Here is a 21,363-nt window from a genome sequence, read left to right on the forward strand (position 1 = left end):
AAGCCGGTTCCGGGGTGGTTGCTACTTGGCGGGACGGGTGGCATGCCCGCCGAACTGGTGGCGCAGTGCAGAGACCATTTTCATGGCGGGGGAACTGTCCTCACGGGATTCGAAACGCGCAAACAGTGCGGCCGTGATGGCAGGTGCCGGAATCGCGTTGGCAATGGCTTCTTCGACGGTCCATCGGCCTTCACCTGAATCCTCGACGTAGTCATCGATGTTCTGCAGTCCGGGATCCTCGTCGAGCGCCTTAACCGCGAGGTCCAGCAGCCAGGACCTGACCACGGTGCCCTTTTGCCAGGCGCGGAACGTACCGGGAAGGTCGTTAATGATGTCCTTGGAAGCAAGGAGCTGATAGCCCTCGGCGTATGCCTGCATCAGGCCGTATTCGATCCCGTTGTGGACCATTTTCGCGTAGTGTCCGGCACCGATTCCGCCGACGTGGACGAAGCTGTCGGCGCGGTCTCCTTCCGGCCGAAGGGCATCGAAGACGGGCAGTGCGCGCTCGATATCATCGGCGTCGCCGCCGGCCATCAGTCCGTAGCCGTTCTGCAGGCCCCACACACCGCCGGATACGCCGCAATCCGCGAACCGGATTCCCTTTTCCGCCAGCGAGGCGCCATGCTTCTGGTCCTCGGTGAAACGGGAATTCCCGCCGTCGATCACCAGATCACCGGCGTCGAGCTTGTTGCCAAGTTCGGTGATGACGGCGTCGGTGATTTCGCCTGACGGAACCATCACCCAGATCAGCCGCGGTGCCGGGACGGCGGCAATGAGTTCCTCCACCGAGGCAACATCGGTGATCTCGGGATTGCGGTCGAAACCCGTGACCTCAATGCCACCCTTGCGCAGGCGTTCGCGCATGTTGAAACCCATTTTTCCAAGGCCGATCAGTCCGATATGCACGGTGGGACTCTTTTCTGAGCTGGGTTTGGGCGGGGGGCTTGGATCTGTGGGGACTAGTTGGGAAGCCTGACGGGCATGACCAGGTAACGGTAGTCGTCCTGGTCTTCGCCGTCGGCGTCCGCCTGGGCTGTGATCATCGCCGGTTTCGGCGCCGTGGTGAAGGAGAACCTGACGAACTTGGTTTCGATAACGCTGAGGCCCTCAACAAGGTAATGGGGGTTGAAGGCAACCGTGATGTCGTCGCCGAAGAGCTGGGCTTCGAGTTCTTCAGAAGCCTGGGCGTCCTCTCCGGTGCCGGCGTCCAGGTGCAGCAGGCCATCGGTGAAGGCCAGGCGGACCGGCGTATTCCGTTCTGCCACGAGGGAAACACGGCGTACAGCCTCCACCAGTTCCTGGGTCTGCACGGTGGCGTGGATGGGAGTCGAATCCGGGAACAGCGAACGGATTTTGGGGTAGTCCCCGTCCACAAGAAGCGACGTGGTGGTGCGTCCGCCGCTTTCGAAACCGATGAGACGGCTGTCGTCATTCGCCAGGGCAAGGTTGATGTCGCCGCTGTTGCCGAGAGTCTTGGCTACCTCGTTGAGGGTTTTTGCCTTGACCAGGGCGCTGGTGGAGATGCCGGGTGTGACCGGCTTCCACGGCACTTCGCGCATGGCCAGCCGGTAGCGGTCCGTGGCAAGCAGCGTGATGAGGTCGTCCTCGATCTCCATCCGCACGCCGGTGAGGATGGGCAGGGTGTCATCCTTGCTGGCTGCGATGATCACCTGGGACACGGCCTGGGCGAAAGCGTCACCCGGGACGGTGCCGCTGATGGCCGGCAGCGCTGGCAGGGGCGGGTATTCGGCCTCGGGCATGGTGGCCAGGTGGAAGCTGCTGCGGCGGCAGGTCAGGGTGACTTTATTGCCGTCGGTTTCCACCTCAACAGGCGCTGACGGCAGGCTCCGGCAGATGTCTGCGAGGAGGCGGCCGGAGACAAGGATGGTGCCTTCGGTGGTGATATCTGCGGCGATTTCCAGCCGTGCCGAGGTCTCGTAATCGAAGCTCGAGAGGCTGACCGTTCCTGCTTCAGCCTTCAGGAGCAGACCGGACAGTACGGGAACCGGCGGCCGCGGAGACAACGACCGGGCTGTCCAGGTGACGGCTTCTGCCAGGACGTCCCGTTCGACTCTGAACTTCACGGAAGGGTGCCGCCTTTCATTACTGCTGCCATAGAGATGCCGGGAACTCCGTCGGGGAGTCCAAATGTGTCGCGCCCAATACCGGAACCTGCATGGTCCGTCGGTTACCGAACCACAAAGAAACCCGAGGATGGGAGCGCTGCTGACAGCTTAGCCGGAAGATCGGGGATTAACCCATCCCCGGCCGGCGTCCCTGGGGTCCGTTGGCTCTTGTCCGGTGTTCCGGACCTGGCCTGCTTGGTGTGCGGATCGAGATTGTTATTTGAGGGAAATCAATTTCTTGGGATTAGTAGTGTTAATAACTGCTGTGGAAACTGTGGATAACTCGATCCGGCCGCAGGATCCGGCGGTTAAGCCCTGTTCATGGACTGTGGGTGAGGGAGTTTTAAACAGGCTGTGGATGGGGATAACATTTTTTGGCTTTCGGCCGGTCCACAGCTGCCTTAAGGGTTTTAAGCCCATTAAGCGCGGTTGTCCCCTTAACTGTCCACAGGCTTATCCACATGCACCTGTTAATAAGGTAGGAGAGCGGGGGTCAGGAGTCGCGCTGCTGCTGTTTGATCCTGTTCGTGAGCTCGGTGACCTGGTTGTAGATCACACGCCGCTCTGCCATCAGCTCACGGATCTTGCGGTCGGCGTGGATCACGGTGGTGTGGTCCCGGCCGCCCAGTTCCTGGCCGATCTTCGGCAGGGACATGTCCGTGAGTTCACGGCAGAGGTACATCGCAATCTGGCGGGCGGTCACCAGGGTCCGGGTGCGTGACTTACTGCAGAGTTCCTCCATGCTGAGCTTGAAGTAGTCAGCGGTCTGCGTGAGGATCTGGCTGGAGGTGATCTCCTGTGCACCGTCGTCGGTGATGAGGTCCTTGAGCACCATCTCCGCCAGCGCCACATCGACAGTCTGGCGGTTCAGGCTGGCGAACGCCGTGACGCGGATCAGCGCACCTTCGAGTTCCCGGATGTTGCTTGAGATCTTGGACGCGATGTATTCGAGGGCATCATCGGGTGCGGACAGGCCTTCACTGAGGGCCTTTTTGCGGAGGATGGCGATCCGTGTTTCAAGTTCCGGCGGCTGGATATCAGTGAGAAGGCCCCACTCGAACCGTGACTTCATCCGGTCCTCGAACCCTGCCAGCTGCTTGGGTGGCAGATCCGAGGTGATGACCACCTGCTTGTTGTTGTTGTGCAGCGAGTTGAAGGTGTGGAAGAACTCCTCCAGCGTCCGGTCCTTGCCGGCCAGGAACTGGATGTCGTCAATGAGCAGCACGTCCACGTTGCGGTACGTGGTCTTGAAACTGGCGCCTTCGTCGTCGCGGATGGAGTTGATGAAGTCGTTGGTGAACTCTTCGGAATTCACGTAGCGGACCCGGATTCCGCTGTAGAGCCGGCGGGCGTAATGACCGATCGCATGCAGGAGGTGGGTCTTGCCCAAGCCTGAATCACCATAGATGAACAGCGGGTTGTAGGCCTTGGCAGGTGCCTCGGCCACCGCAACGGCCGCAGCATGCGCGAAACGGTTGGACGAGCCAATCACGAAGGTGTCAAAAACATACTTGGGATTCAGCCGGCCGAACTCGTGCGAAGTGCTGGGCAGCATGGGCTGCGGCTTCTGTTCGATCAACTGGTCAGGTGAATAGGCAGGTACGACGACGGGTTCCGGCTCTTGGTAGATGGGAACCAGATCGGTGTCCACATCAATTGCGCAGCGGATGTCTTCGGAGAAGACGTTGTGGAGTGCGTCGTCCAGCGCATCCTTGACCTGGGTCTGGAGCACTTCGCGGGTCAGCTCATTGGGGACGGCGACCAGGAGGGTGGAACCGATCAGGCCCTGGGCCTGGGCCAGGATGACGAAGCCGCGCTGCCGCGGTGAAACGCGGTCGTCCTGCTCGAGAAGGTTCACCACGCGGCGCCAGGAACTTCCGACAGTATTGGCGTGGTTGGCTTCGTCTACTGTCATCAATCAGTTCCTCAAAACTTGCGTGCCTGCATTACGTGCAGCCCCAAGTCCCGAACCAGGATGCTGGTCCAGCTTCATCCACAGGGTTATGCACAGTCCGTGGATAATCGGCTACTGAGCCACTCTAGGGGATCAAAACGCCAGAAGATAGCTGGGAAGTAGCTTGTGGATAATTACATGGTTGTGGTTCTGAAACGGGCCCTGTGAGCCACTTCATCCACAGGCTGCGGGCCCGGGTTAACCACAGCAGGGGCGGGACCGGGAGGGCATCCCGGTTTGACTCAACGGTGCATTTTGCCCTAACGTTGTGAAGTCCTTTGTGTCCGCTTTTCTGCCTCATCTGAATCTCTCAAGCGCCCCGCGTTTGAGCAGTGGGGGAAGCGTGCATATACAAAACTTAGCGTCGGCCAGTTCTTCCCCTTTTACTGATCGGGTGGGCGCACCTTTGATCCACTGGAGTAACTAACGTGAGCAAGCGGACTTTTCAGCCGAATAACCGCCGTCGAGCCAAGAAGCACGGCTTCCGCCTTCGTATGCGTACCCGTGCCGGCCGTGCCATCCTGGCAGCCCGTCGTGGCAAGGGCCGCACCGAACTGTCGGCCTAGATTCTGACTCGTCGGTAGACATGTCTTTGCGAGTTTAAGGTGCTGGCCACCCGTAACCGTCTAAGGACTTCAACCGAATTTTCAACAACTGTGCGTTCCGGCGTCCGCAATGGACGCCGGAACGTAGTGTTATATGCGGCAGCTATTGCTGCCGACGAACCCAGCCGGATCGGGTTCATAGTTTCCAAAGGTGTCGGGAACGCTGTTGTCAGGAACCTCGTTAAGAGGAGACTGAGAGAAGCTGGTGCGGCCTCGCTTCGCGAGTACGGCACAGGGTTCGCTATCGTGGTCCGGGCGCTGCCTGCGTCTGCGGCTGCCAGCTGGGACCAACTGTTGGCGGACTATAACGCCGCATTGGAATCAACCATGAACCGGTTGGGCGGCCGCCTTCCAAAGGCTGCTGTAGACGGTTCAACCGGTACGACACAGGAAGGGACACAGCGTGCGTAAGGTAACTGCCGCCGTCGTCCGCTATCTTAAGCCTGTTGCCGTGACTGTGGCCCTGTTCATCTGGAACCTGCCCAAAAACATTCTCATTCTTTTGCTGACGGCCTATCGCAAGGTGATTTCCCCCTTGTACGGCCAGGTCTGCCGTTTCTTCCCTTCATGCTCGGCCTATGCCCTTGAAGCGGTTACCGTCCATGGCGCAGTGAAGGGCAGCTGGCTTGCCGTCCGCCGCCTGGCACGCTGCCATCCCTGGAATGCCGGCGGTGTGGACCATGTCCCCGCCGGCCACCGCGAATGGCCTGAAGACCGGACACCCACAATTGTTGTGCTGAACAACCCGGACAAGTACCTGGCTGCTCAGACTGATGGAGAAGGCCGCCTTGCGGCCTGACGAATAGGGATATCGTATGGACTTCTTTGAAACAATCATGTTTCCGTTCAAGTGGCTTGTGTCCATCATCATGGTGGGTTTTCATGAGGGCCTGAGCTCCATCGGCCTGCCGGAAGCGTCCGGCTGGACGTGGACGCTGTCCATCATCGGCCTGGTGCTGGTGATCCGGGCCGCGCTGATCCCGGTGTTCGTCAAGCAGATCAAGGCCCAGCGCGGGATGCAGCTGCTCCAACCTGACCTGAAAAAGCTCCAGGACAAGTACAAGGGCAAGACCGATCAGCTGTCCCGCCAGGCCATGGCGCAGGAACAGATGGCCATGTACAAGAAGCACGGAACCAACCCGTTCTCCGCCTGCTTGCCCATGCTCATCCAGATGCCGTTCTTTTTCGCTCTCTTCCAGGTCCTGTCCGGGATCAGTGCCGCCCGAGACAAGGGTCTTGGGATCGGGGCCATGAGCCACGATCAGGTGGTCCAGTTCGATGAGTCCACCATTTTCGGGGCTCCGCTTTCGGCCACCCTGCTGCACAACCCTGAGGGAAATGTAGTTGCGGTTTATGTCCTGTCGATCCTGATGATCCTGGCCATGACGGCTTCGCAGTTCATTACGCAGAAACAGATCATGGCCAAGAACATGTCTGAAGAAGCCATGGCCAGCCCGTTCATGCGCCAGCAGAAAATGATGCTTTACATCCTGCCCATCGTGTTCGGTGTGGGTGGCATAAACTTCCCCATCGGTGTCCTGATCTACTGGACCACCACCAACCTCTGGACCATGGCACAGCAGTTCTTCGTCATCCGCCGCATGCCGACGCCGGGATCCCCCGCAGCCAAGGCGCTGGCCGAACGCCGTGCCGCCAAGGGCCTGCCCGCCCTGCCCATCCTGGGTGGCAAAAAGGCCGACGCCGAAGCGGAGGCAGCTGCCGCGGCTGCGATCATCGAGCAAAAGGCACAGCGCGTCCAGCCCCAACGTAAGAACAGGAAGAAGAAGTAATGTCAGCCGAGAGCACCGAACACGCCCTTTCCGACGAGATCACTGAAGATCACGACGAATCCGTGAGTGATGCAGCTTCCCCGAAGGGCTCGGCCGCCAGCCGGCTCGAGGAAGAAGGCGACGTTGCTGCCGATTACCTTGAGGAACTCCTGGACATTGCTGACATCGATGGCGACATCGATATCGAAGTCAGGAACGGGCGCACCTACATTTCGATTGTCGCCGAGGAAGAGTCCGACAGCCTGGACAACCTTGTCGGCGAAGACGGTGAAGTCCTCGAAGCACTTCAGGAGCTGACCAGGCTGGCCGTGCTGTCCGCGACCGAGAACCGCTCACGCCTGGTGCTGGACATTAACGGCTACCGCCAGGAGCGCGCCGGTCATCTCCAGAAGATCGCCGAAGATGCGGCGGCTTCGGTCAAGGAGACCGGCAAGGCTATCGCACTGGAGCCAATGAGCGCCTACGAACGCAAGATTGTGCACGACGCCGTAGCTGACCTCGGTCTGGTCAGTGAATCCGAGGGCGAAGGTGCCGGTCGCCACATCGTCGTATCCGCCGACTAGAGAATTGCTGATTCGCTAATCATGGTTGACATCACGGCAGCAGAACTGCTCGCGGCTGAAAAGATCTTTGGGGACCGGCTGGATCTTGCCAAGCGGTACGTCGAGCACCTGGCCACGTCCGGAACGGAACGTGGACTCATTGGGCCCCGTGAAATTCCCCGGCTGTGGAGCCGGCACGTTCTCAACTGTGCGGTCATCGAAAGCGAGATCGCCCATGGCAGCCACGTTGCCGACGTCGGGAGCGGTGCGGGGCTTCCAGGACTTTGCCTGGCCATAGCCCGCCCCGACCTTGAGCTGACGCTGATTGAGCCGCTGGAGCGCAGGGTCATCTGGCTTCAGGAAGTCGTGGATGATCTGGGACTGACCAATGTCACCGTGATGAGAAGCCGGGCCGAACTTGCGGTGGGCCACGTCAACGCGGATGTGGTGACTGCCCGTGCCGTCTCTGCTCTGAGCAACCTGGCCGGCCTGACAATTCCGTTGCTCGCCGGCAAAGGTGAAGTGGTTGCCATCAAGGGCCGCAGTGCCGGTGAGGAAATCGAGAAGGCCGCGAAGGTGATCCGCAAGCTTGGGGGCATTCACACTTCGGTAGTAACAGTTGGTGAGAACCTGCTGGAGGAACCCACCACCGTGGTGCGCATCGTCGTAAACAAGTCCGGAAAGATTGCCTAGTCCGGGCCCGGTAACCTTGGTCTGCAGGGCGAAGCGGTTAGGCTAGACAACGGCAGCAACAAGCTGAACGAGAGTGAGTGTGTCCCAGTGACCAGTAGCGAAGCCTCCACACAACGGATCCCCCCGTTTGTGTCTTTGGGGTCAGCACGATCAGTTGCTGGCATGGGTTCCGCACCGGTCCGAACTGCGAATCACCCAAAGGTGGTTGCAGACGCAGCCTCCTTTACGGCTGTTTCACGTGAAACAACGGCTGGTGGTAAAGCCAACGTCATCGACACCATGGATGACTCCAGTCCCATCGCGCGCGAACTGGCACACGAAACGAAACGTCGGGAACGCCTGCTGGGACGTGAATTGCCCAAGCCGGAGAAGACACGCATCTTCACCGTTTCCAACCAAAAAGGTGGCGTAGGCAAGACCACCACCACCGTTAACATCGCCGCAGCCCTTGCAGCCGCCGGCTTGAACGTTCTGGTCATCGACATCGATCCGCAGGGAAACGCCTCCACCGCCTTGGGCGTGGAACACCATGCCGATGTGGACAGCATCTACGACGTCCTGATTAACGATTTTCCCTTGGCTGACGTGGTGGCTCCCTGCCCTGATATCAGCAATCTGATCTGTGCTCCCGCCACCATCCACCTGGCCGGTGCCGAGATTGAGCTGGTCTCGCTCGTCGCCCGCGAACAGCGGCTCCGCAGGGCCATCGACGTCTACGCCAAGACCAGGGCGAAGAACGGCGAGGAACGCCTGGACTACATCTTCATTGATTGCCCGCCGAGCCTTGGTTTGTTGACGGTCAATGCCTTTTGCGCCGCCGGTGAAGTGCTCATTCCCATTCAGTGCGAGTACTACGCATTGGAAGGACTGAGCCAGCTTCTGAAGAACATCGAGATGATCCAAAAGCACCTGAATGCGGATCTGGTGGTTTCAACCATTCTCCTCACCATGTACGACGGCCGGACCAACCTGGCTGCCCAGGTGGCTGCTGAGGTCCGTCAACACTTCCCGGATCAGGTTCTGGGGGCCGTGGTTCCGCGCTCGGTTCGGATATCCGAAGCGCCGAGCTACCAGCAGACCGTAATGACCTATGATCCTTCCTCCAGTGGAGCCCTGTCTTATCTGGAAGCCGCTGCTGAAATTGCTGAGCGCTAAAATCTTCAAGAACTGCAACAACCGGAGTCAGGCTGGGGCCGACTCTTCCATCGGAGGGATTTATCCATGAGCGAGAAGCGACGTGGCTTGGGACGCGGTCTTGGCGCACTGATTCCAAGTTCCCCAGCCGGGAGTGCATCGGGCAACGGTGCCGCTGTGTCGCGCCCAGTGGATCTCTTCTTTCCGGAGGGCCGGAAGAAAGTCTTCCCTCCGGATGACGTGAAGGACGGCGGCGAGGCAAGTTCGGTGACCGACGCTGCTGCCGCGGTAAAGCCGACTGCCAAGGTGCCGGCCGCAAAGGCGCAGGCCGCAAAGGCGCAGGCCGCAAAGGTGGAGGCCAAGAATTCCTCTGCTGCTTCTGCCACAGCTTTTACCAAGCCTTCGGCCAAGGGAACAGCAGTACCCACCGCCGAGGAGGAGGCTGTGGCACCGGAAGTCAAATCCGGTGATACTGAGGCGTCCGCCGTGGTTGACGAAGCAGATGAGCTCGTCGATAACGGCGTGGACCTTGTTGAAGTTCCCGGCGTGCGTTTTGCCGAAATCCCTGTGTCGGACATTCACCCTAACCGGAAACAGCCCCGCTCGGTCTTCGACGAAGACGATATGGCTGAGCTGATTCACTCCGTTCGTGAAATCGGTGTTCTTCAGCCAATTGTGGTGCGTACCTCAACCGAAAAGGGTGGAGAACCCTATGAGCTGGTTATGGGTGAACGCCGCTGGAGGGCGGTACAGGCCGCGGGCATGGAAACTATCCCGGCAATCGTGCGTGACACCACGGATGATGACCTTCTGCGGGATGCCCTTCTCGAGAACCTGCACCGCAGCCAGCTGAACCCACTGGAAGAGGCGGCCGCCTACCAGCAGCTTCTTGAAGATTTCGGGACCACCCACGAGCAGTTGGCCGATCGCATTGGCCGTTCCCGTCCCCAGGTCTCCAACACGCTCCGCTTGCTCAAGCTCCCACCGCTGGTTCAGCGGCGAGTGGCCGCAAGCGTCCTTTCGGCCGGTCATGCCCGTGCGCTCCTCGCTCTGCCGGATGCGGCTGCCATGGAGCGCCTCGCCCAGAAGATCGTTGCCGAGGGAATGTCGGTTCGGGCCACAGAAGAAGCTGTGACCCTGTACCAGGATCCTTCAAAGCCTGCCAAGAACAACATTCCACGCCCTGGCGCACGCCACGAGCGCTTGGATTATTTGGCCTCGTCGCTCTCGGACCGTCTGGATACTAACGTCAAGATCTCGCTGGGTGTCCGGAAGGGCCGCGTGAGTATTGAGTTTGCCAGCGTGGAAGATCTAAACCGCATTATGGATGTTTTGGCGCCAGGCGCCGATAACTAGTTTTCTGGAGGTTGGGGGGCATGTTTCACGTGAAACATGCCTCCCTTTTTCTTTCCGGCATTGAACCCGGGGATGATTCAATCCAGGGGTGCCCGGACTGTTGTGCACGTGCGAGGTGGAGGGTTTCCGCGCAGGATGGTGTGCTTCGGTGGAGCTAGGTCCTCCTCATCAAATGAGGAGCGTGCTGTGAGCAGACGCTGCGCGAAGCCTGCGAGCATTGAATATTGTCTTTCTCATAGCACCAGGTTTGGATGGCTATACGCAGCCTGACACAGTAAGTTGTCTTTGGTCCGCGCGGGGCGCAGGGGCAGTACCGTGCACCGGGCGATCATAGGCGAAATCTTTTCATAGCCACTTGCGTGTTTGCGCGGTGTCTATGACCGGCTCTGGAATGCCTCGAATGCCAAAGGTGCTGAGCTTGTTACCGTTTGAACCCCATGGCCCCGTTGTTTCACGTGAAACATGGAGGCCTGGCGTCTTCGGTCACCGCGGAGGGACTGCCGGCGCGATCGGGCCCCCCTCCCTATTTCCCCAATACGATGAGGGTTTATAGGGTCCGAACTTCTGACTTGCGTCGGGACTTTTCCTAATCCTCGGCACCCGATGCCAGGCTGATTGTAGTTTCACGTGAAACATGAACGGCGGCCTGCAGCTGCACCAACACTGTGTTCGACCGGAAGCTTACAGATGGCCCCAGGGACGGCACAACAGAAACAGGTTCCAGTAAGTCCGAAAACAGGGTGAAGAGCCAATCAACTTATCCAGGTCGGTGGCGGGGCGAAAGCAAAAGTGCCAATGCTGGTCAAAGAACAGCCAGTGGCGACTACCGTGACGTCTACGCAGTTGAACCAGGTTGCAAGGTCCATGGACCCCCTAACTCGGCCCGCAGCGTCGTCAAGGCATCGGTGTCGCCTCTCCGGCGGTGCGCGGTCCTGGAGCCGAGGTCCCCCGGGCTCAGTCGACGCTCAGGTCACGTTGACTACATCACGAACATGATCATCGGTCGCTTCTGTGTTCTGCCGCGACACCCCAATCAAACCTTTCTACGGGCGGCTGGCCGGTTCCTCGTCCATAAGCATTTGCGGGGCAGACATGACAGACAAGGCCCACTCCCGTGCTGTTCATCAGTCCAGGGCCCCTACCCACGTCCAGCCCATGCAGTTCCGTGAAGCTTCTGGCGCTCCTCAGCGTCCGCCTGCGGCTGCGCGGGCTAATGAGCCGGGATGCGGCGCTTTGACGCCCTGCGAGGGCTCAGGGGGTCCTGCAGGCCAGCGGAGTGACTCCCGATCTGCAGTCGCGGCGTCATCGGGGTACCCACCCACTCCCCCTGCAGGTCGCCTTGCCGACGCAGTAGTTGACGGTGCCGGCAGGCGCGGTACGCAGTGTAAAAGGCGATGTGAATCCTCCTGCCTAAAGAAATTGCAGGACACTGTTCTGGGGCCAATAGGTCCTTTAGGGGCGTTACGTCGCGCAACGCGAGCCGCCCCGGGCTAGTTCGCGTTCGGTCGACGGGGCCTCAAGGTGAACTCGTGGGTGCCCCCTCTTGCGGCCAACACGTATCGGCCAACGAAGTGAGATCCATCGGGACACCCGGCTATCCAAGTGGGGCGACGGTTGGCTTGCCGATCGGGCCGTTGGCTCACCGGTGGAAGAGGATTGACTCCGGTCAATAGCTGCCGGATGAAACGACGATGCCGCAGCAAAAACTGCACCGTGAGGCTTGCATCTCGTGGCTGCTTCTAAGGCGAGTCCGGGGGCCGGGTATGTCAATCGGCTCAGCGGCTGCCGTCTCGCCCATTGCAGAGTCCACTTCTCTGCTTCAATGGCGGATCTCTCTGTGATTGGTGGTCTATGTCTCGGAGGGGCAGCTTGGAAGACAACGGGGCCAGCGTTGGAGGGGCGCCTGGTTGGTATTCCTGCTAGTCCTGGTTTCCATCAGGCGGACCGGTGAGTCCGGTGATCCTGAGGCGCCGAGCGTCTTCGCCGTCCGCTTTCCGTATTCTCCCCAAAGGCCAGATTCGGCAGTGGATATCGCTGTGGATAACTCTGTGGACCGCGACGCATCTCACATGCCTCCAAGCGCAGCCGAACATCGGTCGTGATCCTTGCCGCCGGCGTGTGGGGTGATCCATTTGTTCGCATCCAGTGATCTCGACGTGTACGTTTCACGTGAAACAGCGAGGAGTCGATTTCTACTTGCGCGGCGCACCCGGAAATTCCACGAAAATCGTTGATTATTCCGTAAAAAAGCGGCGCCTAGCGCTTCTTCAAACCTGCTACCAGGGTGGGGCGGATCCCCAATACTGGTGACTAACCGATCAGTACAAGTGGTGAGCGTTGGCGTGACTCGAGTCCATAGTCGGCGAAGGTCCCGGAACCACATCGGAACCCGTGGATAAGCCTGTGGATACCACTGTGGATAACATCTGGGGATAACTTGGGAAAAGTAATGTCAGGGGCGTGATCCCCCCACCCTGGGAATCGTCCCTGATGGTTGCTCGTTGTCCGACCTCGATACACACGTTCGAAAATACGCGCCGATGCATGGGAGAGCCTCAGCAGAGAGAGACGAGTGGCCGAATCATCTGAGCACCGCTAGCCCCAAGTACCCTTCGGTCAGGCATAAAAACTAAGTGAGCGCGGTGCAGGTGCGTTTAGACGTCTTGTGGCCCACTCGAGCCGGCCTCGTGAGCGTCTGAGCCTCTGTCTCCTTGCCTGTTGTCGCTTTGTGGGTTGCGCCTGGGCCACCCTACTGGTGGCGGCTGTTGACTGCATTCACTGCCGACAGGGCTTGCCCCCTTTCGTCTAGCCGTTAGAGCCTCTTAGGTCGTGTGGCCGCTAGGCGCCGAGTGTTACGCAGTAGGTCCAGTGTGGCCTGCTGCGGCCGTGCCCGGGTCTGCCTGGTTGATCTGCGATCGGCAGCTCAGGATCGACTTCGCGCCTGCTTCACATTCTCTGTTTGTTTCACATGAAACAGTGAGGAGGTGGATGCATCGCTGCACCCCAGAGGGTGCACCGCGGTGCAATAGCGATAGTGCGACCCTCTGGAGCCCGCGTCCTCGTCGTCCTGCAGGGCTCAGTTCGGCAGGGCCAGGGCGAGCCTGGGGCCGTCATGCCCAGTACCTATGTTTCACGTGAAACATCGAGATCGAGCATACGTGCCGAACGTGGGCAGTTCACTGAGATGCTTGAAGCTAGTCGACCTTCTCAGGATCGTGGGTGAACCACCACAGTGAGGACGCTGAGCAGCAGTCGCCGGTTAAGCCCGGTGTCGGCGACAATGCACGGGTGTTTCACGTGAAACATCGGAGTTCAGTTCACAGAAGTTCGTTAGCGGCTCTCCGCGCCTGGTGCCTCATGTTCTTTGATGCATGTGTTCCCTGAGAAAGCGTCGGCCTGTTCTTAGGTACTAGTCCGGTTACGATGCCACAGCCCCAGTTCTCCGACGACGCAAACGATGGCTCCATGTCAATGTCCTGAGCCAGTACTCGTTCGTGTGCGACGTCGCTGGGGATTTCCTTCCGCTCCTAGATACGCCTAGATGGTCTCCCTCTTGCAACTTTGTGGACGGTGGGCGCTTATCGGTTGGCGTGTGGCGTTGTGCCCGGATTAGCCAGTACGTGAGCCCATGGGCTGGCTGCGACCAGTCCATCCCCTGAGTAGTGGTGCCTGGCCTCAGACACACCTCAGGTGCACGATCCCGGTTAAGGGACGGAGAGGTACCACCTGCAAACGTAGCGGTTTACCAAAGCAGCCGCCATCGACTGGGGATGTTTGGATCCACACAGTGGAGTCAGGCATTACTCCACGTGCTCGGTAGAGCGGTTTGCCGTGGCGAATTGCGACATGGCAGATGTGGACCACGAATCCGGTCGGTTCTGGTGGAACATTTCAGGGCACAATATGCAGTCACGAGTACTGTGAGTTCCCCTTTATTGCACCCATTCGGTGCTCATGAAGCCACAAATGCGGAATTAGGGCTAGGACCAGTTGAAGGAGACGTTCTCTGGGTTCTGCTAAGGGCCGGAACGGTGGTTGTCGCCTGGTCGGCGCATACGTTTGTAGTCCCCCAGTCCAGATGCTGCAGGTCTCAGCCGGGAGCGGTCGGTCGAACTCGCGCTCTGGAAAGGCGTGATGTAGGAGCCTGGCTATTTGCACGGTGACATCCAGACCTGGGCGGGACCATTCTATATTCGGAAGTCTTGAGACTCGCGGTTGAGGTGCTTGGAATGCCGCGTTTGTCGCAAGGGTCGCGCAATCAATTGATGTAGAGGCATGGAATAGGGCCTCACAAAGCGCTCTTAGGCACATGGCCATTCACGAGCGATGTTTCACGTGAAACAGCGGGTCCCCCCTTGTATCGCGGGGCTCGCATTAAAGGGTGGACGACAAAAACCGTGATTGGAGTGCGCTGCACCGCCGCACTCGACCCGTGCTCCGCCCTGTCCCTCGAAGTTAGACGATGAGAGGGAGACGTCCAGCCTCCTCAATACGACTGCCTTAGGTGCAACAGACAAGAGGTGTTTGGCGGGCCGGCCGGAATTACTGAAGCCTGGTCAGGGCGTATTCCTCGTGCGCGAAGATTCACGCATTCCGTTGGCATTGGCATAATGGCCAGCCGCCTGTTTGCCGGGGAGTCTTCCCGAGAACTGGCCGCTGAGGCGCGAGACCTTGTAGCCAGGGGAACTCATGCCCCTGAGCGCGTGCCACAATTCCTTGCATCGTGTTTCACGTGAAACACGACGTCTGCCGCAGTGGGGGTGCGCGGGAGCAAGAGGTGAGCCGTGCCGTTGGCGCTGGGGAAGCTTGAGCCTTCCGCATTCTTCTCTCCTGCCGCAGGGACGTTTCAACTGGAACGGCCGAGTCGAAGCAGATCGGCGGTTCGCTGGCTACATATGGACCGACGCAACCCCGCACGGCGGATGCATTCGCGGATGAAACCTAATACAGTCGACTACCCGAGGAAAATTGCCTGCACGCAAATATGGCCACCGTCTCGTCCGAAACGGTGGCCATATTCAAACCGGTGCCAGCAATGTCAGTCCCGGGTGCACATTTTGTTAGGAGAGGACGTCAGCGAATTCCTTCTCGAAGAACTGCTTTGGCTTGGCGCCGATGACGGTGCTCTTCACCTGGCCGTCCTGGAAAAGGTAAACGGCAGGAATGGATGTGATGCCGTACTCGGCCGCGATGGCAGGGTTGTCATCAACGTTCACCTTGACTACGTCCACCTTCTCGCTGTACTCAACCGAGATCTCGTCCAGGATCGGGCCCAGCTTGCGGCAGGGACCGCACCACTCAGCCCAGAAATCCACAATCACAGGCTTTTCAGCGGACAGGACATCCGTGCCGAAGCTTGCATCTGTTACGTCTTTAGCGTTGCTCATAACCTTGTCTCTCTCTTCGAATGGATGCTAGGTGTTTGTTAGGCGTGAAGATCTGCGAGGTAATGTTCTACATCGATGGCAGCAACGCACCCAGAGCCTGAGGCCGTAATGGCCTGGCGGTAAGTAGGGTCAACAACGTCCCCCGCAGCAAACACGCCGGGGATGGTCGTCCTGGAACTGCGGCCCTCTACGGCGATGGTCCCCGCCGGGGTGATTTCCAGAGTGTCTTTGACGAGCTCCGTCCGGGGGTCGTTACCAATCGCTACGAAGACACCCGTTACCGCGAGGTCGGTAAGGGTTCCGTCCTGAAGGTTCTTGATCTTGAGGCCGGTGACTTTGTTCTCCCCGACGACATCGTCAACGGTGCTGTTCCAGATGAAGGAAATCTTCTCGTGGGAAAGAGCGCGGTCCGCCATGATCTTGGAAGCCTTGAGCGAGTCCCGGCGGTGAACGACGGTGACGGACCTGGCGAACTTCGTGAGGAAGAGGGCTTCCTCCATGGCAGAGTCTCCCCCGCCGATGACGGCAATGTCCTGGTCCTTGAAAAAGAAACCGTCGCAGGTTGCACACCAGCTGACGCCGTGCCCGGAGAGACGCTTTTCATTCGGCAGGCCAAGCTCACGGTATGCCGATCCTGTAGAGAGGATGATTGCACGTGCCTTGAAGGTTTCACCGGTGGCAATGGTGACAGTCTTAACGTCACCGTCCAGGTCCAAGGACGTGACATCCTCGAACTGGATCTCGGTCCCGAAGCGGGCTGCCTGCTTCTCGAAGTTCTCCATGAGGTCCGGGCCCATGATGCCTTCGGGAAAACCTGGGTAGTTTTCGACGTCAGTGGTGTTCATCAGTTCGCCGCCGGCAGTGACGGAGCCTGCCAGCATCAGGGGCTTCAGGTTTGCGCGCGCCGTATAGACCGCGGCCGTATACCCGGCCGGGCCGGAGCCTACGATGATGACATCACGTACTTCGGACGCGGTGTTTTCTGCGTTGGTCACTGAACGGTGAACCTCTTCCTTAGTCGATGCGCCGGCTTTCGGGGCCGGCCACATGGCACAACTGAATCCTGGTGGTGAATATTCCGGGCGCCGCGCGAACGGAGAACCACGAGCGGTCATGACAGAGCCGGCTCGGCAGGACGCCTTACCAGATTACCGCCTCCAAACCGCCGAGCCGCGCCTGTTACTGCAGGAGCAGGGCGCCATGCAGGACAGCCGCGGCCCAACAGGCAGCGAGTGGTTTTCCTACTGAACCTTGACTTCGGCCAGCCGGATACCGAAGCCGTACCGGGTCTTCGGGGCAGCCAGCTTGGGGAGCGTCTTGATGGAAACAATCACGTACTGGGCCTGGACCGGTTCGGCCAACGGCAGAGTGAGGTCCGTTGAGGTGAAGCTGTTGGTTCCCACCAGCTTGGCCCCGTCCAGGGAAGGACGGTCATTGCTGAAGACGCTGATGTTTCCGCCTGAAGCGCCGAGCTGGGTCAACGTGACAGAGGAGACTGTGGATGGGCTCTTGAGCTTGACGATCAGCGGCACGCCATTGGCCGCGAGACCTCCCCAGCCCTCGGTGGCAAACTCCATGTCGGACCAGTAGCTGGCCGCATTGCCGTCATACGCTTTTACCAGGTCCACGTCATAGTTGGCTGCGAATTCGAAGGTGCCCTGCCGCGTGATGCTTTCGATGGCTGGCGGCACTACGGGGGCTACAGAGCTCTGGTTGGGACTTGGCGCTGCGGTGCCCGCAGCAGTTGTGCCGTCCGTGGCAGGGGTCGGATTGGCCTGGGGAGCAGGCCGGAACAGTCCGCCCAGGCCGGTCAGTGCGAACACGAGACCGGCAATCAGCAACACGGCAAGGAGGCCGCCCACCAACCACCGCATGGACTTGGGTTCACGCTCGGGCTCGTCATCGTCGTCGTCGTAATAGTCGTCCGATCCTCCGGACGGGGGGACGGCTGCCGCAGGCGCCGTCTTCCTCGTCAGGGAGGGAAAGGCTCCGGCAATGCGGCCGGGCCGGGTGGCCGGCTCCGCCGCAACGTGCTCTTCATGGCCGGTTTCCTGCGCGTCGTGGGAGTAGTCGTCCTCAGACCATAGTGAAACCTTGGGTGAATCCGCTCCCTGGCGGCCCTGCCCGGCCTCGGACGTTGCCCCGAGTCCGGAACCGGGCCGGCTTGCGCCTTGGACGGGCTGTGGAGCAGTGGTGTGCTGCCCCGCAGCGGCTCCGGCCGCGGCAGCTCCAGCGGCGGCAGCGCCGGCGGCGGCTCCAGCTCCCGCACCTCGTCCGGACCCCACAGCAGGAGCGGACGGCGGACGGACCGGCTGGCGCGGTGGAACTACGGGCCGTGCGGCCGGCGGGGCTGCCGGTGACGCGGACCGGTAGGGGCTGACCTGGCTGGGGTGGTTGTCGGCGTAGTTGATGTAGCCGGCGTCGACGTTCTCTTCGTCGTCGTAGGGTTCAGGTTCGTTTGAACGCGCCTGACCGAAGATTTCACTCCCCAGGGTGTCCGTGAAGAACGGCTCAACATAGGGCGGGTTGGCGGCAACCACGAGGTCCAGCAGGTCAGCAGCTGACGTGTGGTTGGTGATCAGGTATGTGGCGTCCTCGGTGACCCCAAGATCGAGAACCTGCATGGTGCCCGGGCGTTCGCCGGTGGCCACCTCGCGGGCGCTCTGGGCGACCTGATCGGTGTTGTCCGGGCCGGCGACCAGAATGCTGACCGGACGGTTCAGAACCTGGTCCACCCCGTCCAGCACCAGATCATGGTCGTGTGAGGTCAATACGGTGGCTGTTACCTTGTAACGGCCGCCGAGTACTGATCCAACGTCGATCGGGTGGGACACGGGTTCCTCCTAGACTGTCAGGGAATTGATGGCGTGCATGATGCCGCCGCCTGCCGGCGAGCGGTCAAAGTCAGCCAGCGGGCCGGCTGACGCCTGCCTGCATATGCCCTTGTTCACTGTCGATCCTAGCCGATTGGCCCTCGCCGCCGCGGGCGACAGGCGACCTTAAAGGCTCGGAAGATCACTTTTTCCGGGGCCTCCGCGGCTTGAAATGGGGGTTCTGGCCAGGCTTGCCTTGGAAGGTGCGACGGCCCGGCAGGGGGATCTCGTCGTGCAGCAGCCCGCCCCTGGCGGTGCTGGGAACATCCTCGGCCGGAAGATATCCTTCCGCAGGTTCTGTGCGCCTGCCATCCTCGGCGCCGCCGCCTGCCGGTCCCACGTTCGACACAGCAGGTGCCGCCGGGCGTTCCGGCACGGGCCCGGCACGGAAGGACACGGCGTCGAATTCGCCTGAAATCCGGGGGATCAGCCCGGTGTCCACCGAGACCGTGGCGCGTTCCGGCGTCGGGCGTTCCCTTCCGGAGTCACCGTCTGCTGCAGGCGACGACGGCGTCCCACCGGATCCGCCCGATGACCCGGGTCCTCCGCGGCCGAGCCGCGCCATCAGGGGCCGAAGCAGGTCACGGAGCTCCGCCACGCGGAGGATCCTGAGGAGGAAGACGTAGACGATCAGCATGACCGGCCCGACAACGATCACCGTAATCAGCGCTGCGATCCGGTCCTGCCAGGCGAAGCCGTCCGGGCTGTAGCTTCCCATCAGCCAAAGGGCCCCGGCCCCGGCCACCGCGGATCCGAGCGCCGCGTAGCCCATTCGGATATACGAGTTGGCAATCCGCGGCCCGTCGAGGTGGCCCAGGAGCCGGCGCAGGAAATAGGCGCTGATGACCACGGAGAGGATGTTGCCCACCATGTAGAGAATGGCGATGGCGTAGATGATCTGGCCAACAGGCAGGAACTGGATGGCAAAGGCGCCTGCCACATAGACGAAGGCGAGCAGCAGCTGGACATAGAACGGCGTCCGGGCGTCCTCGTTGGCGTAGAAGACACGCGACATCATGAAGTTGGCGCTCATGAAGGGCGTGCTCAGCGCCAGGATGGTCAGTGTCTGGGCCAGCATCACGCCGTCCTGGCGCGGGCCGCCCGAGAAGAACATGCCCAGGGGCCCTGCCAGTGCAAAAAGTGCCATCGCACCGAAGACAGTTGCGACAGCCATGGTGCGGAGTCCGTGCGAGAGGGCCTCGCGCAGCTCAGCCCGGTTGCCGTCCTGGGAGGCGCGGGTCATCCGGTTGAAGAGGACAGTGGCTAGCGAGAGCGCAATGATCGAGTGCGGCAACAGGTAGAGCTGGCTGGCCACCTCCAGGACAGCGTTGCCCGGGAGCATGGCTGCGGCCGGATCCCCCGCAGCCTGCAGCCGCAGGCGCTCGGCGCCGGGAATCGTTGCGATGCGCATGACGTACAGGAAGGCCAGTTGCCCGACGGCGGCAGTCAGGAGGGTCCAGACGCTCAGCTTCGCTGCCTGTCCAAGTCCCACTCCCCGCCATCCGAACCGCGGCCGGAGCCCCAGCTTCAGTCGGAAGACCGGAATAAGCAAAATGGCTGTCTGCGCAATCACGCCGATGGTGGAGAAACCGGCCACCAGCAGGGTCTGGTCGGGACCCCAGTTCTCCAGCGTGTGCGGGTTGGCCGCATTTTCGCCGAAGATCCAGATGAACATGCCGAGGCCGCCGATGCCCACGAGGTTGTTCAGGATGGGCGCCCACATGGCAGGGCCGAAGGCGCCGTTGGCGTTGAGGATCTGCGTGAGCAGGGCGTACAGGCCATAGAAGAAAATCTGCGGCAGGCACCAGAAGGCAAAGGCCACCGCCAGCGCTTTCTGCTGCGGCGAATACCCCTGCGTTGTCAGCTCAATGACCCACGGCGCGGCCAGGGTGACCAGCGCCGTGAGGCCCAGCAGCAGCAGCACGGCAAGCGTCAGCAGCCGGCTGATGTAGTCCGATCCCCTGTCCGGGGCCTTGCTGGCCTTGATGATCTGCGGCACCAGTACGGCGTTGAATACTCCGCCGGCCACCAGGAGGAAGATCAGGTTGGGCAGGTTGTTGGCGTTGATGAACGTGTCGTTAACTGTGGAGCCAAGTCCCAGGGCTGCTCCGAGCATCCACGTCTTGCCGAACCCCAGGAAGCGCGAAACCAGGGTCCCGGCAGCCATGATGGCGCTGGAGCGGGTTTCGCTCGCGCCGGTGGGTACTGAGGGATCGGCGTCGGGTTCGACGACAGGTCCGGTTGCAGGGCCGGCAGGAACCGTCGGATCGGCGTCCGGCCCGGTTTGCCCGGCGCGGTCTGCTTTATCGGAAGGGAAATTGGTAGCTGACATCGAGTTCATCGTCTCACCCGGACGCTGTTTGTTCGGCAACGGACAGGCTGCTTACAGGCGTCAGAGGTGTTCGGGCAGGACGTCCCGGGCCAGGTCCGCAATGCGGCGTTCGTTGGGAAAGGAAAGTTTCCGCGCCAGTTCCCGGATGGGTACCCACGCCACATCCACCGCTTCCTGGTCGGGATCGTTTTCAATGGTGAGTTCGCCGCCCGTGGCCCGCAGCAGGTAATGGTGGACGGTCTTGTGCACGCGGTGGCCGCTGACGGTGAACCAGTAGTCGATGCTGCCCAGCGGCGCCAGGATGTCTCCCTCGATGCCGGTTTCTTCGGCGATCTCGCGGACCGCGGCCCGCTCGTTGTTTTCCTTGCCTTCCGGGTGGCCCTTCGGAAGGCACCACTCCAGCCGTCCGCCCCGATTAAGGCGGGCAATGATCGCAACCCTGAGTTCGCCGTCGGACGTGTCCACTACGACCCCTCCGGCGGAAATTTCCTCAACCGTGGGCAGCGAGGCCGGTGCCGAATGCAGGGAAGGCGCGACATGGGCACCGATTGCCGACGGCAATGGTGCGTTT

Annotated in this window: 16 protein-coding genes; 8 read left to right on the forward strand and 8 right to left on the reverse strand. The window is 60.8% G+C overall.

Annotation, left to right across the window (positions count from 1 at the left end; genetic code table 11):
* Positions 1 to 21 precede the first annotated feature (21 nt).
* The 3 genes from gnd to dnaA form a co-directional block, all read right to left on the reverse strand.
* A complete protein-coding gene (gene gnd / locus ABIA70_RS17535) occupies positions 22 to 906 on the reverse strand; it encodes a phosphogluconate dehydrogenase (NAD(+)-dependent, decarboxylating) (RefSeq protein WP_354148855.1) in 885 nt (294 codons plus the stop codon).
* A gap of 53 nt (positions 907 to 959) precedes the next feature.
* On the reverse strand, positions 960 to 2,084 hold the full coding sequence (dnaN, locus tag ABIA70_RS17540; protein WP_354148856.1) for a DNA polymerase III subunit beta: 1,125 nt from the start codon (positions 2,082 to 2,084) through the stop codon (positions 960 to 962).
* Between the two features lie 535 nt (positions 2,085 to 2,619).
* Entirely contained in the window at positions 2,620 to 4,041 is a 1,422-nt protein-coding gene (dnaA, locus tag ABIA70_RS17545) for a chromosomal replication initiator protein DnaA (protein ID WP_354148857.1), read from the reverse strand.
* Positions 4,042 to 4,508: 467 nt separating this feature from the next.
* Here dnaA and rpmH point away from each other — a divergent pair, with 467 nt between their 5' ends.
* The 8 genes from rpmH (at position 4,509) to ABIA70_RS17585 (ending at position 10,200) form a co-directional block, all read left to right on the forward strand.
* Entirely contained in the window at positions 4,509 to 4,646 is a 138-nt protein-coding gene (rpmH, locus tag ABIA70_RS17550) for a 50S ribosomal protein L34 (RefSeq protein WP_003800212.1), read from the forward strand.
* Between the two features lie 90 nt (positions 4,647 to 4,736).
* On the forward strand, positions 4,737 to 5,096 hold the full coding sequence (rnpA, locus tag ABIA70_RS17555; protein ID WP_502917228.1) for a ribonuclease P protein component: 360 nt from the start codon (positions 4,737 to 4,739) through the stop codon (positions 5,094 to 5,096).
* Entirely contained in the window at positions 5,089 to 5,484 is a 396-nt protein-coding gene (yidD, locus tag ABIA70_RS17560) for a membrane protein insertion efficiency factor YidD (protein ID WP_354148859.1), read from the forward strand. The genes rnpA and yidD overlap by 8 nt, the downstream gene beginning before the upstream one ends.
* A 16-nt stretch (positions 5,485 to 5,500) precedes the next feature.
* Entirely contained in the window at positions 5,501 to 6,475 is a 975-nt protein-coding gene (gene yidC, locus ABIA70_RS17565; protein ID WP_354148860.1) for a membrane protein insertase YidC, read from the forward strand.
* Positions 6,475 to 7,038 (forward strand): Jag family protein, encoded by a 564-nt coding sequence (locus tag ABIA70_RS17570; RefSeq protein ID WP_354148861.1) that lies wholly within the window; start codon positions 6,475 to 6,477, stop codon positions 7,036 to 7,038. The genes yidC and ABIA70_RS17570 overlap by 1 nt, the downstream gene beginning before the upstream one ends.
* 21 nt (positions 7,039 to 7,059) lie before the next feature.
* Positions 7,060 to 7,710 (forward strand): 16S rRNA (guanine(527)-N(7))-methyltransferase RsmG, encoded by a 651-nt coding sequence (rsmG, locus tag ABIA70_RS17575; RefSeq protein ID WP_354148862.1) that lies wholly within the window; start codon positions 7,060 to 7,062, stop codon positions 7,708 to 7,710.
* 87 nt (positions 7,711 to 7,797) lie between these two features.
* On the forward strand, positions 7,798 to 8,865 hold the full coding sequence (locus tag ABIA70_RS17580) for a ParA family protein (protein ID WP_354148863.1): 1,068 nt from the start codon (positions 7,798 to 7,800) through the stop codon (positions 8,863 to 8,865).
* Positions 8,866 to 8,931: 66 nt separating this feature from the next.
* Positions 8,932 to 10,200: a ParB/RepB/Spo0J family partition protein gene (locus tag ABIA70_RS17585; protein ID WP_354148864.1), complete on the forward strand. Its 1,269-nt coding sequence runs from the start codon at positions 8,932 to 8,934 to the stop codon at positions 10,198 to 10,200.
* Between the two features lie 5,060 nt (positions 10,201 to 15,260).
* Here ABIA70_RS17585 and trxA read toward each other — a convergent pair.
* The 5 genes from trxA to ABIA70_RS17610 form a co-directional block, all read right to left on the reverse strand.
* Positions 15,261 to 15,587: a thioredoxin gene (gene trxA / locus ABIA70_RS17590; protein ID WP_354148865.1), complete on the reverse strand. Its 327-nt coding sequence runs from the start codon at positions 15,585 to 15,587 to the stop codon at positions 15,261 to 15,263.
* A gap of 38 nt (positions 15,588 to 15,625) precedes the next feature.
* A complete protein-coding gene (gene trxB, locus ABIA70_RS17595; protein WP_354148866.1) occupies positions 15,626 to 16,582 on the reverse strand; it encodes a thioredoxin-disulfide reductase in 957 nt (318 codons plus the stop codon).
* Between the two features lie 246 nt (positions 16,583 to 16,828).
* A complete protein-coding gene (locus ABIA70_RS17600) occupies positions 16,829 to 18,421 on the reverse strand; it encodes an ABC transporter substrate-binding protein (RefSeq protein WP_354148867.1) in 1,593 nt (530 codons plus the stop codon).
* Between the two features lie 181 nt (positions 18,422 to 18,602).
* Complete coding sequence (murJ, locus tag ABIA70_RS17605) at positions 18,603 to 20,792, reverse strand: murein biosynthesis integral membrane protein MurJ (protein ID WP_354148868.1); 2,190 nt, start codon at positions 20,790 to 20,792, stop codon at positions 18,603 to 18,605.
* A gap of 60 nt (positions 20,793 to 20,852) precedes the next feature.
* On the reverse strand, positions 20,853 to 21,353 hold the full coding sequence (locus ABIA70_RS17610) for an NUDIX hydrolase (RefSeq protein ID WP_502917231.1): 501 nt from the start codon (positions 21,351 to 21,353) through the stop codon (positions 20,853 to 20,855).
* Positions 21,354 to 21,363: the final 10 nt, after the last annotated feature.

Origin of the sequence: Arthrobacter sp. 754, assembly GCF_040548695.1 — a bacterium.
Classification (GTDB): Bacteria; Actinomycetota; Actinomycetes; order Actinomycetales; family Micrococcaceae; genus Arthrobacter.

Excerpts from the sequence above, each read along its gene's own strand:
- dnaA (WP_354148857.1), bottom strand. The coding sequence starts at position 4,041 with ATGACAGTAGACGAAGCCAACCACGCCAATACTGTCGGAAGTTCCTGG.
- yidC (WP_354148860.1), top strand. The coding sequence starts at position 5,501 with ATGGACTTCTTTGAAACAATCATGTTTCCGTTCAAGTGGCTTGTGTCC.
- ABIA70_RS17570 (WP_354148861.1), top strand. The coding sequence starts at position 6,475 with ATGTCAGCCGAGAGCACCGAACACGCCCTTTCCGACGAGATCACTGAA.
- rsmG (WP_354148862.1), top strand. The coding sequence starts at position 7,060 with ATGGTTGACATCACGGCAGCAGAACTGCTCGCGGCTGAAAAGATCTTT.
- ABIA70_RS17585 (WP_354148864.1), top strand. The coding sequence starts at position 8,932 with ATGAGCGAGAAGCGACGTGGCTTGGGACGCGGTCTTGGCGCACTGATT.
- trxA (WP_354148865.1), bottom strand. The coding sequence starts at position 15,587 with ATGAGCAACGCTAAAGACGTAACAGATGCAAGCTTCGGCACGGATGTC.
- murJ (WP_354148868.1), bottom strand. The coding sequence starts at position 20,792 with ATGTCAGCTACCAATTTCCCTTCCGATAAAGCAGACCGCGCCGGGCAA.